This window comes from Pseudomonas salomonii (genome assembly GCF_900107155.1).
Lineage (GTDB): Bacteria > Pseudomonadota > Gammaproteobacteria > Pseudomonadales > Pseudomonadaceae > Aquipseudomonas > Aquipseudomonas salomonii.
On sequence record NZ_FNOX01000002.1, the window covers coordinates 370,668 to 386,940 of the forward strand.

The window sequence follows — 16,273 nt, forward strand, 5'->3', positions numbered from 1 at the left end:
CTTAATGAACGACTCCCGGGTCGTTGGGCGTTATCACGCCCAACGACCCGGGAGTTTTTGCGTTCTATATGAACACTGATTTATCGTGGAATATTCAATGATTCTGATCATTTATGCTCACCCGTACCCGGACAAATCCACGGTAAACGCGGCCATGCTCAAGCAGGCAGCCACTCATCCTGATGTCGTCATCCGCTCCCTCTACGCGCTTTATCCCGACTTCAACATCGACGTCGAGGCCGAACAGCGGGCGGTTGAAAAGGCTGACCTGGTAGTGCTGCAACATCCAATGTACTGGTACAGCTACCCTCCCCTGATGAAATTGTGGATCGATAATGTATTCACCCATGGCTGGGCCTACGGCAAACACGCCCATGCGCTTAAAGACAAACCTCTGTTGTGGGCAGTTACGACCGGCGGCGACGAGGATCACTTCGGCATCGGTGCCCATCCCGGTTTTTCTGTACTGGCTCAGCCACTGCAAGCTACGGCTATCTATTGCCATATGCGCTGGCTGGAGCCTGTGGTTTTCCATGGTGCGTATACCGCGGACCCAACTGCCCTGCACACACACCTCGAGCACTACAGCGCACGCCTGACCGCTGGCAAGGAAGATTGATATGGAAACTCACAGCCTGATTGAAATGCTCATTTACCTGGGTGCGGCGGCATTGATAGTACCGATTGCCGTGCGACTGGGGCTGGGCCCTGTGCTCGGCTACCTGATTGCCGGCTGCCTGATCGGCCCATGGGGGCTGAAGCTGGTAACGGATGTGAAGTCCATTTTGGAGTTTGCCGAAATCGGCGTCGTACTGATGCTTTTCATCATCGGCCTGGAACTTGATCCGAAACGGCTCTGGGCTATGCGCCGAATGGTATTCGGCGGCGGCGCCTTGCAAATGCTGGTCTGTGGCGCGGCGATTGCGGTGTTTTGCGTCGCATTGGGCTTGAACTGGACGGCAGCGCTGTTGGTCGGCTTGACGCTGAGCCTGTCGTCGACCGCAATCGCCATGCAAGCCATGAACGAACGCAACATGACCTCGACCGCCGTGGGCCGTAGCAGTTTTGCCGTGCTGCTGTTCCAGGACATCGCGGCCATTCCGCTGGTGGCAATGATTCCACTGCTGGCGGCACATGGTGGCACGCCATCGGGTGCAGAACTGGCGATATCGGTCGCCAAAATCGTCGGGGCGATCGGCGCGGTCGTCGTGTTAGGCCAGTACGTTTCCCGCCCGGTGTTGCGCTTCGTGGCGCGCTCCGGATTGCGCGAAATCTTCAGCGCCGTGGCGCTGTTTCTGGTGTTCGGGTTCGGCTTTCTGCTGGAAGAAGCCGGTTTGTCGATGGCCATGGGCGCCTTTCTTGCCGGCGTGCTGTTGGCCAGCTCCGAATACCGGCACGCCCTGGAAAGCGACATCGAGCCGTTCAAGGGACTACTGCTCGGCTTGTTCTTTATCGGCGTAGGTATGTCGATCGACTTCGGCACGCTGATCAATGCACCGCTGATGGTCTTGACCCTGACTCTGGGCTTTATAGTGATCAAGCTGCTGGTGATCAAACTGCTCGGGCGCTTCCTGAATGTTCCCGCTGACCAGCGCTCCTGGCAGGCGGTGTTTCTCGGCCAGGGCAGTGAATTTGCGTTCGTCGTGTTTGGCGCTGCAACGGTGGCGGGAATTCTGGTCGACCCGTGGGGGAAAAGCCTGACACTAGCTGTAGCCTTGTCCATGTGTGTCACGCCGTTGCTGATTCTGCTGCTTAACCGCCAGGAATCCTCCGGCAAACAGGCCGATGGGGACGCCGACACGATCGACCAGAAAAATCCGCGGGTGATCATCGCCGGCTTCGGGCGATTCGGCCAGGTCGCCGGTCGCTTGCTGATGTCTTGCGGCTTTGAGGTAGTGGTGCTGGATCACGACCCCGACCATATCGAGACGCTGCGCAAATTCGGCGTCAAGGTGTTTTACGGGGATGCTACTCGTCTGGATTTATTACATGCCGCCGGCGCTGACCAGGCGGTGGTGCTGATCAACGCCATCGACGATCAGGCCGACAACTTGAGACTGACCCAACTGGCCCAGGAGCACTTCCCTGACTTGAGGTTGGTGGTGCGCGCGCGCGAAATGGGCCACATCATTACCTTGCGCCAGATGGGCATCGAGGCGGTTGAGCGGGAAACCTTCGAAAGTGCGCTGTCCTTGGGACGCAGGGCGCTGGAGTACCTGGGCATTGGGCGATACGAAGCCCGCGAGCGAGCGGATCGATTCCGTCGGCTGAATCTTGAGATGCTTGAGGAAATGGCTGCACAACCGGTGGAGGATACCGAATACAAGTACGACGCCTACAAACGGGCCAACGCACTGTTGACGGAAATCTTCAACGAAGACCGCGCGCATCCCATCGTTAACTGGATCGGCGCCAATCCACACCCAAGCGATGAACAGGACCGCAAGGCAGATCAACCATAGCCCTGAGGGACAGCCGGGTCAGGCCGCCTCTTCCAGCTCTGCGAGAATCGCTTTTTTCATGGCGCCGATCGACCGGGATCCGGCCATGACTCGCAACAATCGGCCCTCATGGAAAACCGCCAGGGATGGCACCGCGCGGATGCCGTACATTTGCGCAATGGTCGGAGACACCGCCACATCGATCTTGCCAAACGCAGCCAGCGCATGAAGTTTTTCTTCCAAGGCATTGAAGACCGGTTTCATTTCTTGGCAAGGCTTGCACCAAGACGCCGAAAACAGCACGACGCTACTGCCTTTGGCCACAAAGCGGGCGAATTGTGGGGCATTCAACTCAACGATACGGCTCATTTGGACCTCCTGTTTAAGGCGATGGGCAGGCGGCCGGTTTAAGGGCCGCATGACCATTGCCAATCAAATTTTGCAACCATCGATCCCGCAGGCCTGGCCAATGAACGCGTCATCGTTGACTCTGGCCTTTGTCTGCATTTTATTCAGCGCTTCAAGAAACGCGGCCTCAGGCTGGGCGCCCGATAACGAGAACGCATTATTGAAGACAAACAGCGGAACGCCGGAACCCAGTTGCGCGGCGATGTGCTCGTCCTCTTCCATCTCCACACGCAGCTCAACGGATGACTCCGCCAGTCGGATCGACTCATCCGATACACCGGCCGCCCGAGCAATGGCTTCCAGGCTGCCTTGATCAAACAGTGATTGCCCGTGAGTGGTGCTTTGCTCGTACAGCGCTTCCACCAGGTGTTTTTTCACATCGGCGTCTGTGACGGCCTTGACCAGTACGTGGGCCTGTGTGGTATCACCAAACAGCATGGTGTCAAAGCGGTAGTCCAAGCCGTCGGCCCGACCATATTGACTTACCATGCTGATCATCGCCTCAGCCGAACTGGAACTACCAAGCTTGCGTTTAAGTGCCGCAATCATCGGCTCTGGCGCGTGGTTTGCCGCCAGGCGATACGCTCTGATGTTGATCTGTACCTGGCCTTTCTCAGCAAACTGATCAAGCGCTTTCTCGAATCGACGCTTGGCAATCCAGCACCAGGGGCACACATAATCAGACCAGATATCGACTACATATTTTTTCGAAGGGGCTTGCATCATTTATCCTGTATTCAAAGAAATTGAGACCCGGCCAGCGTCTCAAGCAAATGGTTGAAGCCAGCCAACGGATCGGCTGATCGGCCCAATGTCCAGTTGATAAGGCTTGCGCCTTCCAACGTGCTCAGCAACATGAAGGCGTACACTTGCACAGGCTTGTTCAACGACCAGCTGTGCTGCCGAGCCGCGTCATTGAGCGTGCTTTGCAGCCAGTCGAGCTGGGATTCAAAGAAATCCCGAGTAAGCCCTTGCAGCGACAATGGCAACGCCGCCATTTCTGCCGCCAGCGCACCACATAGCGGCAACAGCCCGTCATTGGCGCTGATAACGAAAAGCCGGGAGAACGCACGCAGGCGCTGCAGTGGATCGGCATGCATGGCTTCGATTGATGCCAGAGTCTCATTGAAGCGAGCGATATAATCCTTGATCAGCTCCGCGCCCAGGCACTCCTTGGTCGGGAAGTGATGATGGATACTGGCTTTTCTGATGCCAATTTGCATCGCAAGATCGGCGTAGCTGAATGCTGAATAGCCTTTGGAACGCATATGCGTTTCTGCGGCATTGAGTAGCGCAGCTTTGGTCGTGATGGACATTTAAGACTCCTGTAGCCAGCCTTCAGCCGCCTTCACCGTTCATCGGTAAAGGCGTGAAACTCCCGCAATGGGAGCTTCACACGCTTTGCTTGCCGCTATGGTCAGGCACGAACGGCCATGATGCCGGCATCCACGTCCCAAATAGCACCCGTCACCCAGGACGTTTTGTCCGAGAGCAGGAACAGGATCGTATTAGCGACATCTTCGGGAACACCGACGCGGCCCAGTGGGTGGAAATCGTTCAGCGACTTCATCGCCTCCGGGATCGCGTCCTTGTCCATGAACCCTTCGTAGATCGAGGTGTGGACGATGCCTGGCGAAACGGCGTTCACGCGGATACCCGAGTGAGCCAATTCAATTGCCAGGTTACGTGTCATCGCATGCAGACCCGCCTTGGCCATGGAGTAAGCGGAAGCCGGCGAACTTGCCAGTGCAGCCTGTGCGCCGATGGAGCCGACGTTGACGATGGCACCTTCGTGCTTGGCCGCAAGCATGTTCTTGACCACTGCCTGGGTAATGAAAAAGGTCGCACGGTTGATCGACAGGTACATGTCGTACTCAGCCTCATCGTGCTCGGTGAAAGCCTTAGGAATGAAGATCCCGGCTGAGTTCACCATCAGGCTGATATCGGTGTGGTTGGCGTTGATTTCCGAGCGAACTGCGTTCATGCCCGCTTCAGTCATCAGGTTAGCGACGATCACCGACACAGAGCCAAGCGGGCTCAGCTCTTTGCGCACGGCATCGGCCTTGTCTTGCTTGCTGCCGGTGAGTACCACGCTGCCGCCGGCCTTGAGCACCATGCGGGCCGTTTCCAAGCCCATGCCACTGGTGCCGCCAACGACCAACAGCTTCTTGCCTTTAAAAAAGTTGTTCATTTCAGACTCCGGTTATCCAGAACTATTTAGGGTCGGCACCAGGGCAGTTGGCCGCTGGTGCACACAAGGATTGAATCAATTTGCCGTGGGCGAATCAGCCCTCACGCACTTCCAGAGTAGGCACCATACGGATGGCTCGCGAGAAGTTGGCGTAGTTGACCGAGGTTTTCAGCACAACTTTGTGCAACTCTTCAACACGCTCACGGGAGGCGTCGGTGTGCAGGCGCACCACCACGCTCACTTCGTCGTAGCCTGGGTTGACGCTCTCGTCGATGCCCAGGAAGCCACGCAGATCGAGGGTGCCGTCTGTCTCGATTTCCAGGCTATGGATTTTGATGCCCATCATCGCGGCATTGGCGGCGTAACCGACTGACATGCAGGCGTTGAGAGCAGCCATCAGCAGTTCTTGCGGGTTTGGTGCAGAGTTCTGGCCGAGCAATTCGTTGGGCTCATCGGCGGCAATTTCAAAATTACGCGAGTGGGTCTCACCTGCCAGGCTGTAGCGGTTCACTTTGGCGACAGAACGCGTCTGGCCTTTCCACTCAGTCTTGACGTTGAAACTTGCATGGCGCTTGGTCGCATCCTCAGCTACACCTTGTGCAAACTGCTGGAGTGCGGCGACGTCGATACCGTTCAGGTTGTTGCTCATCTGCTTAATCCTCTTTGGATGGACCGGGCGTTTGGCCCGAAAGAGAAGCAACTCTACCAAGTAGTAGGTAGCTAATCAAGCTATTTTATAAACACCCCATAAACCGCTCAAAAAATGCAAAAAAAACGCCTCGATTATTCGAGGCGTTTATGAGGTGACGGGCGTGCAGTGCAATAGTTTTTAATGACGCATGGTGTCTGCACGTAGCCCATTCAAAATCAAATCGAACCCAGTGGACTGCTCATAAGCGTCGCTCATTGCCCAAGAAACAAAACTGCCCCCTTCCAATGTATTGAGGATGAGCCGAGCAACGTGCATTGCATTGAGCTCGGCCTTAATCTCCCCTCTCGCCTGGCCCAGCACGACATTGGCTTGAAGCCATTCAAGATGGATCTCGAAAAAGCCTCGGGTCATTTCCTTGAGCCTGACCGGTAATGCCAACAGCTCCGCAGCCAGTGCGCCGCACAACGGTAACAATCCGTTTTCACTGCTCTGGGCGAACATCTGGGCAAATGCGTTCAAGCGCTCGACAATTTCCGTGTTTTCGTCATTTACCTGCTCCAATTGTTTTTTGAAGCGAAACAGATAGCTCTCGACGATGGCAATCGCAAGGCCTTCCTTGGTGGGAAAATGGTGATGGATACTCGCCTTTTTAATGCCGATATCCTCAGCCAGGTCGGCGTAGCTGAAGGCTGCATAGCCCTTGGTACGCAACAGGATTTCGGCGCTGCTCAGAAGATCGGAACGTGTACTCATGATGAAGCATCCAGATTTTATCAATCGGCCATCATAAATCAGTCATCCCTGAGTTGACAGTGCACAGCCCTCATGCATAACGCCCGATGCAAGCATCGGACGTTATGGGTTTACCTATTGTCAGCAACAGCGCGGCTGGCCGTTACCGCCGCCGTAGCGGGCTTGTTGGCGCTCCCGAAAGAACGTCTCGTAATCCATCAGCGGTTTGTGCGGGTGTTTGGTCTGCATGTGTTCCACATAAGTATCGTAATCAGGCATGCCGACCATCAGTCGTGCGGCCTGACCCAGGTATTTACCCAGGCGACTCAGGTCATTGAACATGGCGCGCTCCCGTCATGCATCCGGCACAGGCTGATAAGGAGCTTCCCTGTCGGTGCGTTCCTTCGTGCCCCATGCAGCAATACCTACCTTGAGTGCAAAGAACAGGATACTGAACACCACCGCCAGGAACAGCGCGGTCAACGTCGCGTTGGTATAAGCGTTGTAGATCACGTGCTGCATCTGATCCAGGCTTTTAGCCGGTGCCAGTACCTGCCCATTGGCAACCGCATCGCTGTATTTTCTGGCCAGGGCCAGGAAGCCGATCGCGGGGTTGGCGTCGAACAACTTGATGAAGCCCGCCGTAGTTGTGCAGATCAGCAGCCACACCGCTGGCAGCATGGTCACCCAGATATAGCGTTGGCGCTTCATTTTGATCAGCACCACCGTCGCCAGCATCAGCGCGATACCCGCCAGCATTTGGTTGGAGATACCGAACAGCGGCCACAAGGTGTTGATGCCACCCAGCGGGTCGATCACACCTTGGTACAGCAGGTAACCCCACATCGCCACACAACCGGCAGTCGCGATCAGGTTAGCGGTCCAGGACTCGGTACGCTTGAGCGCCGGCACGAAGGAACCCAGCAGATCTTGCAGCATGAAGCGACCGGCACGGGTGCCCGCGTCGACCGCCGTCAGGATGAACAGCGCTTCGAAAAGGATTGCAAAGTGGTACCAGAACGCCATGGTATTTTCACCCGGCAACAGCTGGTGCAGGATCTGCGCGATGCCGACAGCCAACGTCGGCGCGCCGCCGGCTCTGGCCAGAATCGTAGTTTCACCGATGTCATGGGCGACCGCCTGCAATGCTTCCGGCGTGATCGCAAAGCCCCAGCTACTGATCGTTTGCGCGACGGTTACCGCATCAGCACCCACCACGGCGGCCGGACTGTTCATGGCGAAATAGACGCCAGGCTCGATGACCGATGCCGCAACCATCGCCATGATCGCCACGAACGACTCCATCAACATGGCGCCGTAGCCGATGTAACGGGAATGCCCTTCGCTGGCGAGCAACTTGGGCGTGGTACCCGAGGCAATCAGCGCATGAAAACCGGAAACCGCACCACACGCGATAGTGATAAACAGGAACGGGAACAGGCCGCCCTTCCACACTGGGCCGGTACCGTCGGTAAACTGCGTCAACGCCGGCATTTTCAAATCAGGCATTGTGACCAAGATGCCGATCGCCAACGCCACAATGGTGCCGATCTTCAGGAACGTCGACAGGTAGTCACGCGGCGCCAGGATCAACCACACCGGCAGTACTGCGGCGACGAAGCCGTAACCTATCAGCATCCAGGTAATTTGGATGCCGGTGAAGGTAAAGGCCTTGGCCCAGACCGGATCAGCGGCAATCTGCCCGCCCAGCCAGATTGAACCCAGCAGCAACGCCACGCCGATCACAGAGATTTCACCGATGCGACCCGGGCGGATGTAGCGCATGTAGATGCCCATGAACATCGCAATAGGGATGGTCGCCATTACCGTGAAGATGCCCCAAGGGCTCTCGGCCAGGGCTTTGACCACGATCAGCGCCAGCACCGCGAGGATGATGATCATGATCAGGAAACAGCCGAACAAGGCGATGGTGCCAGGAATACGGCCCATTTCTTCACGTACCATGTCGCCCAGCGAACGGCCATTGCGCCGTGTCGACATGAACAGCACCATAAAGTCCTGCACCGCACCGGCCAGCACCACACCGGCGATCAGCCACAGCGTGCCAGGCAGATAACCCATCTGCGCCGCCAGCACCGGACCAACCAACGGGCCTGCGCCAGCAATCGCTGCGAAGTGGTGACCGAACAGCACATGTTTATTAGTGGGTACGAAGTCCAGGCCATCGTTGTTCACCACGGCAGGGGTGGCGCGACCGGGATCGAGCTGCATCACCTTGTTGGCGATAAACAGGCTGTAGTAACGGTAGGCAACCAGATAGATAGCGACTGCCGCGACGACGATCCACAGTGCGTTGATCGCTTCGCCGCGGCGCAAGGCCACAACACTCAGCGCAAACGCACCCAGGACAGCCACGGCAAACCAGGCGAGATGTTTAGCCAGACGGTTCATTGCGTGTCTCCTGTCACAGCCATTGAGCTGCGACGATAATTTTTATAATTGTGTCCGCTACGCGGCGCTGGCTAATATCCGCGCACACCGATAACAAATACATCCGCACTACTACGCAGGCGTCTACGTAGTTCTACTGAGACGCACGGGAGTCGCGATGCAACTCAAACATAAAATCGTCGCACTCGGGATACTGCCGTTAGTGTTGGCCATCGCGGTTATATGCGCGCTGGTTATTTCCTTGAATAACCAGTTAGGTGACCAACAAGCGCGCCTGATTGAAGACAGCATCCTGGCCAGCAAACGCGCAGAACTGAAAAACTACGTCGCCATGGCGCAAAGTCTGATCGCGCCGCTGTATAACGATGGCGCGGGCAACGAGCAGGCGCAGCGCCAAGTACTCGAAGAGCTGCGCAAGCTGAGCTTTGGCATCAACGGCTACTTCTTCGTTTACGACCGCGAGGGCCGCAGCCTGATGCATGCGCGTCAGTCGGAGTTGGTGGGGCAGTACCTGTGGGAGATGAAAGATCCGCACGGGTTGCCCGTCATCCAGGCTCTGTTCAAAAGCGCCCGATCCGGCGAAGGTTTTCAGCGTTACGCCTGGAACAAGCCCTCCTCCGGCCAGGTAACCGATAAGCTCGCTTATGTGGTCATGCTCGACCGCTGGGGCTGGATGCTCGGCACCGGTATCTATCTGGAGGACGTCGAGCGCGCCACTCAGCAGGCACGCGATGAAGTGGCCCAGGGCATCCGCAAAACCATGCTGGCCATTGCCGCCGTAGCGTTGGTGGCGGTGCTGCTGGTATTCGCCAGCGGTATGACGCTTAACGTCAGTGAACACCGCCTGGCGGACAAAAAGCTGCAACGCCTGAACAGGCGTATCGTCAGCCTGCAGGAAGAAGAGCGTGCCCGCGTTTCCCGCGAGTTGCACGATGGGATCAGTCAGCTTCTGGTCTCGATCAAATTCCAGTTCGAACTGGCCACTCACGTGTTTGAGGGACCAGAGCAGAGCAAGGGCCTGGTCATTCTCAAAAAAGCCACGCAACGACTGGGTAATGCCATTGGTGAAGTGCGCAACATTTCCCATGACCTTCGCTCGTCACTGCTGGACACCTTGGGCCTGCCGGCGGCCATCGGTCAGCTCGCCAGTGAGTTTGAACAACGCAGCGGCCTGAAGGTGAACTGTCAGTGCGAGGGTGTCGATAACCCATTGCCGGAAGGAGCGGCAGATTCAGTGTTTCGGATACTTCAGGAGGCCTTGATGAATATTGAGCGTCATGCACGCGCCACGCATGTCTCGATCACGCTGCTGGCGACTGATCAGGGATTGAGGTTGACGATTGTCGATGACGGTGTCGGGTTCAACGTTCTCCAGGTGCTACGCAGCCACAACGGCATTGGCCTGCGCAATATCCGTGAGCGCGTCGAGCATTTGGAGGGGCAGCTACAGCTAACTTCAACACCGGGCAGGACCATGTTGGACGTCCTGTTACCGATCAAAAAAACTGGCAAAAATGCCGTTTGATAACGCCACTCAACAGGAAGAACACGTCGATGAAAGTGCCAGGTCGCATACGTATTGGATTGGTCGACGACCATTCGCTGGTTCGCGACGGCATTAAGGCATTGCTCGCCCTTGTGGATACCATCGAGGTGATTGGCGAAGCCGAGAACGGGCACGAGGCGCTCAACCTGGTCGAACAGTGCCAGCCGGATCTGTTGCTGGTGGACATTGGTTTGAAGGACATGAATGGCCTTGAACTGACCCGCCGGCTCAAACAGCATTCGCCCGCACCCAAGATTCTGATGCTCAGCATGTACGACAATTTCGAGTACGTGAGCGAATCCATCCGCTGTGGCGCCAGTGGTTACGTGCTGAAAAACTCTCCCTCGCGGGAAATCATCGCGGCCATTGAAGCCATCGCCAGTGGCGGCACCTTTTACAGTGCGGACATCGCGCAAAAGCTCATCGCCGACAAGGACACCGACAAAGAACTGACCCCTCGCGAAAGCGAGGTGTTGTACAAGATGGTCCAAGGCATGAACAACAAAGAGATGGCCCGCGACCTGGACATCAGCGTGCGCACCGTTGAAACCCATCGGCTCAGTATTCGGCGCAAACTCAACATCGACAAACCAGCGGCCCTGGCGAAATACGCGCTGGATCACGGGCTCGTTTCGCGCAGTCGAGAATGAACGCCGCAGCGTGGCGCTACAGGCCCTGCACCGATGCGCGCACATCGCTGGGGGTACGCCCATAGCGCGCCTTGAAGGCCCTGGCGAAATGCGCCTGGCTGGTGAACCCATGACGGTAAGCAACCTCGGCGATATCCAGTCCCCGCCCCTGCGCTGCGCTCAGCAGCCGGAATGCCCCCTGCAAGCGCTTTTCCAGAATAAAACGCTGGGGTTGTGTGTCTTCCAGGGCAAATAACCGGGTCAGGTGCCGAGTGGAAACGCCGGTTTGCGCCGCCACCCGCTCACAGCTCAATGCAGGGTCGGCCAGTTGCTCGAGGATGCATTGTTTTGCGGCCAGCAAGTAGGACGCACTGAGCGCGTTGATGCGTCGGTTGCCCATCTGGCCCGCAATGATAGTGCCCAACAGTTCAAGGGCGTCGTCTTGATAGCTGTCTGCACCCTGACTGAGCGGCTGCTCGAAAAAGCCGCCGGTGCGTTCACTCAACGTGCGCAGCAGTAACCGTTGGGTGCCGGTGTGTGCGCTGATCTTGACTGCATTGTCAAAGCGGCGCAGACAGCGGGAGGCAAACACGTCCTGAGGGACATCGAAGATGAATTTGTGCATCGAGCCGGAGAAACCGAACAAATAGGGCTTGTCGGTGCGATACACCATCATCTCGCCCGGCTCCAGCAAGTGACAGTTGCCGTTCTGAAAGAAAAACGACGCACTGCCCATGACCAGCGATACGAACACCGACTCTTTGGGCACCGTGCGAATCATTGAACCATCGCGTTCAATGACGTGTTGGTTACCGGTAATATGGGCCACCCGCAGACGATCCAGGCTCAAGTTGTCCTCCCGCGCGCTGAACCCGGTTTCGCTGAAGGAAGAGCATTTCAGACCGACCAGTGTCGACGCGTTGTACTGCTCCCAGAACGCCACGCGTTGATCCAGGGGTAGGCCGTCCGTACTGGCGCGCTGGGTATCGAGCAAGGGGGTGGATCGAGTCATTTTTATTATTCTCGTTTTTATTGACTGCCGGGCCCCGCGCAAGGCGGATCAAGGGGCCTGCAGAGCCCCATTAACCGCCGCCCGAAGCACACTGTCAATCAATAGCCGATACAAAACCACAACGACCGACGAACTGAAAAACCTGTCCGATACGGACAACAATCACGTCAGTTTCAATCAAACCGAAGCGCCCTTTTCGCCCTAGAGTGGCCCCTGTATTCCAACAATCAGAGGCCCAACATGCCCGAATTAGCCCGTAACGAATTTTGGAAAGACCTGCAGCCCATCGCCAACTGTTTCAAGCCCGACGCCAAGCCTGAGGTTTACCTGCCGAATGCCGCCAGTGATGATTTGCGGCTCTACGTGCCTTTTACCGAAACCGTTTCTTCACGCCCCTTATGGATCTCTCCCAGCGAAAACCGCTGGTGCGACATCTTGATGTCCAGCCGTGCCGGCCTGGTCAATCGCCATTACCACCCACACGAAGTGTTCGCCTACACGCTTTCGGGCAAGTGGGGCTACCTGGAACATGAGTGGACCGCCACAGCCGGCGACTTCGTCTATGAGACGCCCGGCGAGGGTCACACCCTCGTAGCGTATGAACACGAGGAACCCATGCGTGTGTTCTTCATCGTCAAGGGGCCGTTGATCTGGCTCGACGATCAAGGCGAGTCCACCGGCTATTTCGACGTGCACTCCTACATTGCCCTGTGCCGTGAACATTACGAAAAGGTCGGCCTGGGCGCTGACGCAGTGGACCGTCTGTTCCGTTAAACCCCGTACTACGGAGTACCACCATGGCTCACAAAAATAATAAAGCCAGCTACGAAAATACCCTGCTCTGTGTGTTGTTCCTGACGTTTGGTTTGGTGTTTTTCGACCGTCTGGCGCTGTCGTTCCTGTTTCCGTTCATGGCTGAAGACCTGCAACTGAGCAACAGCCACCTCGGCATGTTGTCTTCAGTGCTGGCCTTGGCCTGGGCGGTTTCAGGCACGCTGATCGGCGCGTGGTCAGATCGCCGAGGGGTGCGTAAACCGCTGCTGATTGCGGCGGTGATCCTGTTCTCCCTGTGCTCGGCCCTCTCGGGGCTGGTCTCAGGATTCCTGAGCCTGTTGCTGTTCCGCGGCCTCATGGGGTTGGCCGAGGGGCCCATCCTGCCGTTGTCCCAATCAATGATGGTCGAGGCGTCATCGCCGCACCGGCGGGGCCTGAACATGGGGTTGCTGCAAGGTTCGGCCGCGGGTCTGTTTGGCGCGGTGATCGGCCCTCCGGTGTTGATTGCCCTGGCCGAGGCCTATGGCTGGCGGCATGCGTTCATTGTGTCGCTGCTGCCCGGACTCCTGATCGCATGGCTCATCTGGCGTTACGTGCGTCAGGATGCCCCCCGCCGGGCTCAAGTGAGTAATGCCAAGCCTTCGGCGAATCGTCTGGAATTGCTCAAGAGCCGCAATATCGTGCTGTGCACCTTGATCAGTTGTGTGTTTTTAACCTGGTTCGTGATCCTGATCTCCTTTACCCCAACGTTTCTGGTCAGTGTGCGCGGCTACAGCGCGCCAAGCATGGGTGCGATCATGAGTTGCCTGGGCGCGGCCTGGGTCGTATGGGGATTTGTGGTGCCCAGCATTTCCGACCGCATCGGCCGCCGGCCGACGCTGGTGCTGTTCTCGCTGATTGCCGCCTGCTGCCCGATAGCGTTGCTATACGCGCCCTCACCGATGGTGCTCGGGGTGCTGATGGTGCTCACCTACACCGGGCTTGGTTGCTTCACGCTGTTCATGTCCACCATTCCGGCTGAAACCGTCCCGCGTGAAGTCATGGCCACGGCGCTAGGCATGATCATGGGCGTTGGCGAACTGGTAGGAGGGTTCGTGGCGCCTACCGTCGCAGGCTTTGCCGCCGATCAATTCGGGCTGTCGATTGTGATGTGGATTTCCTGCGGCGGCGCCTTGCTGGCAGCTGGACTGTCCCTGCTGCTCAAGGAAACCGCGCCCTCCGTGCTGCAACGCAGATCGCGTGCACCCTCGGTAGCCCAAGGGCATTCACTGTAAACAACCGGTCGACGTCACCCTGCATAGCGCGTGTGTGATCAGAGATCAACACGCCGCTTCACTTGCTCATCACAACAACAATAACAATAACAATGAGTCCCTGACATGAACCCTACCCTCCGTTTGTGCGCGTTTTTATTCCTGGCGTTTACCTATCCCCAAGCCTGGGCACAGGACCGCGAAGGTCCACTGGCCGGCCTGGGCGAGCAACTGGTCAACTACGGCATCCAGCCCCATGTGCAATTCACAAGCCTGTCGATGAAAAACCTCGACACCGGCCCACGCCCCTACAGCTTCGGCAACAGCGGTGACCTGTACATCGGTGCAGACGTAAACCTTGCCACGTTCGATGGCCTGAATGGCGCAGCCCTGCATTTTGAACAAACCGTCTTTATCCTCGATAAAGGCACGGGGCAGCCGACCGCTGGCAAATGGCAAGGAGCCGCCGGCAGCTATTTTGCCGGTGCTCCTTTGCACAATGACATCACCAGCAATCAGTTGAGCCTGTTGACCTATGAGCAAAAATGGCTCGATGGTCAGCTCGACCTGCACGTCGGACGGACCAATGGCCGGCGGTACTTCTACATCTATAACTGCGAAACGGGGGTCACCTGCACCGACCCGATCCTGGACGCTTCAAGCGGCATGTTGCCGCTGCCCTTCGGCGCCTGGGGTGGCTACCTGAAGTATCAAGTGAACCCCAGTCTTTACGTGCACGCAGGGGCGTTCGAATCGAACCCGATGGACTACCTGAAAAAGCGCAAAGGCCTGGACTTCAGCACCGACGACGCGAGTGGCACCAGCTTTCTGGTAGGCATTGGCAGCAAGCCTGGCAATGACACCACCCAGTACGAACTGAACGCGTACTTCAACTCCTCCAAACAGGTCGATCCGTTGACGGGTGCCAGCGACTACGGCACTGCCGGCGGTTTTTTCAAGTTCCGCCAGACGCTATGGCGCGGCGGGCAGCAAGGCTTGCAGGTGTTCGGCTCGCTGTCGGCAGCGGCCGACAACAAACAACCCTTCAGCCACTTCGCCGAAGCGGGGTTGACCTACCTTGCGCCCTTTGACCGGGCGCAAGACAAGCTCAATCTCAAAACCAGCTACTTGCAAGTCAACTCCCACCAGTTGCAATTCCAACAACGCATGCGCATGGCAGCCGATGGCGATCCTGAATTGGGCGAGCGCAATGTGTACGCAGTGGAAGCCAACGGCCATTTTGCCTTGACCCGCAACCTGGCTATCGAACCCAGCATCCAGTACATCATCAACCCGGACAATTTCTACAACCCGGGCGCAACGCAATTGAGCAACAACGGGTTTGTGGTGGGTCTGCAAGTGACGCTGGATGTGGGTTCAGCACTGGGCCTGTAAGCCCATGCCTTGAATGAAACGCTTAACTGACTCCATGAGGTAACAATGACCGTATTCAGCAGCACGCTATTTGAAGGTAAGGTCGCGCTCGTCAGCGGCGGGACCTCCGGGATTGGCCAGGCGACCGCCGAGTATCTGGCCCGGCATGGCGCCAAGGTGGTGGCTATCGGCTTGGGCGCCAACGCGACAATCGTCGCCGACGGGGTTGAGCTCGATCTTCGCGAGGTTAACGTCACCGATGATGACGCGCTCAAAGCTGTCATCCAAAGCCTTGATCGCCTCGATATTCTGGTCCCCGCCGCGGGTGGCACCCTGGGGGAAAAGGAGATGGAGTGGGAGGCCTTCAACCAGGTGTTGTCGGTTCAGCTCAACGCCGTCTACCGTCTTATCAACCTGGCGCATCCGTTGCTCGCCAAGCAAGGTGGGTCGGTCATTAACATCGCGTCGATGTTTTCTTACTTTGGCGGTGGAAAACTGGTGGCGTACTCGGCGGCAAAGGGGGCGATCGTACAAATTACGAAATCCCTGGCGGAGGCCTACGCCCCTGACAAAATCCGCGTAAATGCCGTCGCACCGGGATGGATAACCACCCCATTACTGGCAAAAATCGATGATCAGCCGAGAATCGACCGGTTGCTGTCCCGCACGCCTATGAAGCGATTTGGCAGTGCTGAAGAGGTCGCCAAAGTCATAGCGTTTTTGGCGTCGGATGCGGCGTCGTTTGTGAACGGTGTGATTTTGCCAGTTGATGGAGGGTATCTCACTACAGCAATCTGAAATCAACGGCCACTCAAAACGCGCCTGCTGTCAGGCGCGTTTTACTCTCTG

At 57.2% G+C, this 16,273-nt stretch carries 17 protein-coding genes; 8 read left to right on the top strand and 9 right to left on the bottom strand.

Annotation, left to right across the window (positions count from 1 at the left end; genetic code table 11):
• The first annotated feature begins 97 nt into the window (after positions 1-97).
• Positions 98-619, top strand: coding sequence for a glutathione-regulated potassium-efflux system oxidoreductase KefF (gene kefF, locus BLV67_RS05670; RefSeq protein WP_069787677.1), 522 nt, complete (start codon positions 98-100; stop codon positions 617-619).
• A 1-nt stretch (position 620) separates the two neighbouring features.
• The gene (gene kefC / locus BLV67_RS05675) at positions 621-2,462 is read left to right on the top strand and encodes a glutathione-regulated potassium-efflux system protein KefC (RefSeq protein WP_069787678.1); all 1,842 of its coding nucleotides are present in this window, start codon (positions 621-623) and stop codon (positions 2,460-2,462) included.
• Positions 2,463-2,480: 18 nt separating this feature from the next.
• On the opposite strand, the gene BLV67_RS05680 is transcribed toward kefC, so the two are convergent.
• The 8 genes from BLV67_RS05680 to BLV67_RS05715 form a co-directional block, all read right to left on the bottom strand.
• Positions 2,481-2,810: a thioredoxin family protein gene (locus tag BLV67_RS05680; RefSeq protein WP_069787679.1), complete on the bottom strand. Its 330-nt coding sequence runs from the start codon at positions 2,808-2,810 to the stop codon at positions 2,481-2,483.
• Between the two features lie 63 nt (positions 2,811-2,873).
• A complete protein-coding gene (locus BLV67_RS05685) occupies positions 2,874-3,572 on the bottom strand; it encodes a DsbA family oxidoreductase (protein WP_069787680.1) in 699 nt (232 codons plus the stop codon).
• Positions 3,573-3,586: 14 nt separating this feature from the next.
• Positions 3,587-4,165 carry a TetR/AcrR family transcriptional regulator gene (locus BLV67_RS05690; protein ID WP_069787681.1) on the bottom strand — a complete coding sequence of 193 codons (579 nt, stop codon included), beginning with the start codon at positions 4,163-4,165 and terminating at the stop codon, positions 3,587-3,589.
• Positions 4,166-4,266: 101 nt separating this feature from the next.
• The gene (locus tag BLV67_RS05695; RefSeq protein WP_069787682.1) at positions 4,267-5,040 is read right to left on the bottom strand and encodes an SDR family NAD(P)-dependent oxidoreductase; all 774 of its coding nucleotides are present in this window, start codon (positions 5,038-5,040) and stop codon (positions 4,267-4,269) included.
• A gap of 94 nt (positions 5,041-5,134) precedes the next feature.
• A complete protein-coding gene (locus BLV67_RS05700) occupies positions 5,135-5,689 on the bottom strand; it encodes an OsmC family protein (RefSeq protein ID WP_069787683.1) in 555 nt (184 codons plus the stop codon).
• 180 nt (positions 5,690-5,869) lie between these two features.
• On the bottom strand, positions 5,870-6,445 hold the full coding sequence (locus BLV67_RS05705) for a TetR/AcrR family transcriptional regulator (RefSeq protein WP_069787684.1): 576 nt from the start codon (positions 6,443-6,445) through the stop codon (positions 5,870-5,872).
• A gap of 120 nt (positions 6,446-6,565) precedes the next feature.
• The gene (locus BLV67_RS05710) at positions 6,566-6,766 is read right to left on the bottom strand and encodes a YbdD/YjiX family protein (protein ID WP_069787685.1); all 201 of its coding nucleotides are present in this window, start codon (positions 6,764-6,766) and stop codon (positions 6,566-6,568) included.
• A gap of 12 nt (positions 6,767-6,778) precedes the next feature.
• Positions 6,779-8,836 (bottom strand): carbon starvation CstA family protein, encoded by a 2,058-nt coding sequence (locus BLV67_RS05715; protein WP_069787686.1) that lies wholly within the window; start codon positions 8,834-8,836, stop codon positions 6,779-6,781.
• 157 nt (positions 8,837-8,993) lie between these two features.
• Here BLV67_RS05715 and BLV67_RS05720 point away from each other — a divergent pair, with 157 nt between their 5' ends.
• A complete protein-coding gene (locus tag BLV67_RS05720; protein ID WP_069787687.1) occupies positions 8,994-10,361 on the top strand; it encodes a cache domain-containing protein in 1,368 nt (455 codons plus the stop codon).
• 29 nt (positions 10,362-10,390) lie between these two features.
• Complete coding sequence (locus BLV67_RS05725; protein WP_069787688.1) at positions 10,391-11,032, top strand: response regulator; 642 nt, start codon at positions 10,391-10,393, stop codon at positions 11,030-11,032.
• 16 nt (positions 11,033-11,048) lie between these two features.
• On the opposite strand, the gene BLV67_RS05730 is transcribed toward BLV67_RS05725, so the two are convergent.
• Positions 11,049-12,023, bottom strand: coding sequence for a helix-turn-helix domain-containing protein (locus BLV67_RS05730; RefSeq protein WP_069787689.1), 975 nt, complete (start codon positions 12,021-12,023; stop codon positions 11,049-11,051).
• 240 nt (positions 12,024-12,263) lie between these two features.
• On the opposite strand from BLV67_RS05730, the gene BLV67_RS05735 reads away from it, so the two are divergent.
• The 4 genes from BLV67_RS05735 (at position 12,264) to BLV67_RS05750 (ending at position 16,222) form a co-directional block, all read left to right on the top strand.
• Positions 12,264-12,797, top strand: a complete 534-nt coding sequence (locus BLV67_RS05735; RefSeq protein WP_053121222.1) for a 2,4'-dihydroxyacetophenone dioxygenase family protein — start codon at positions 12,264-12,266, stop codon at positions 12,795-12,797.
• 23 nt (positions 12,798-12,820) lie between these two features.
• The gene (locus BLV67_RS05740) at positions 12,821-14,071 is read left to right on the top strand and encodes an MFS transporter (RefSeq protein ID WP_069787690.1); all 1,251 of its coding nucleotides are present in this window, start codon (positions 12,821-12,823) and stop codon (positions 14,069-14,071) included.
• Positions 14,072-14,176: 105 nt separating this feature from the next.
• On the top strand, positions 14,177-15,445 hold the full coding sequence (locus tag BLV67_RS05745) for a carbohydrate porin (protein ID WP_069787691.1): 1,269 nt from the start codon (positions 14,177-14,179) through the stop codon (positions 15,443-15,445).
• A gap of 45 nt (positions 15,446-15,490) precedes the next feature.
• Complete coding sequence (locus BLV67_RS05750) at positions 15,491-16,222, top strand: SDR family NAD(P)-dependent oxidoreductase (protein WP_069787692.1); 732 nt, start codon at positions 15,491-15,493, stop codon at positions 16,220-16,222.
• Positions 16,223-16,273: the final 51 nt, after the last annotated feature.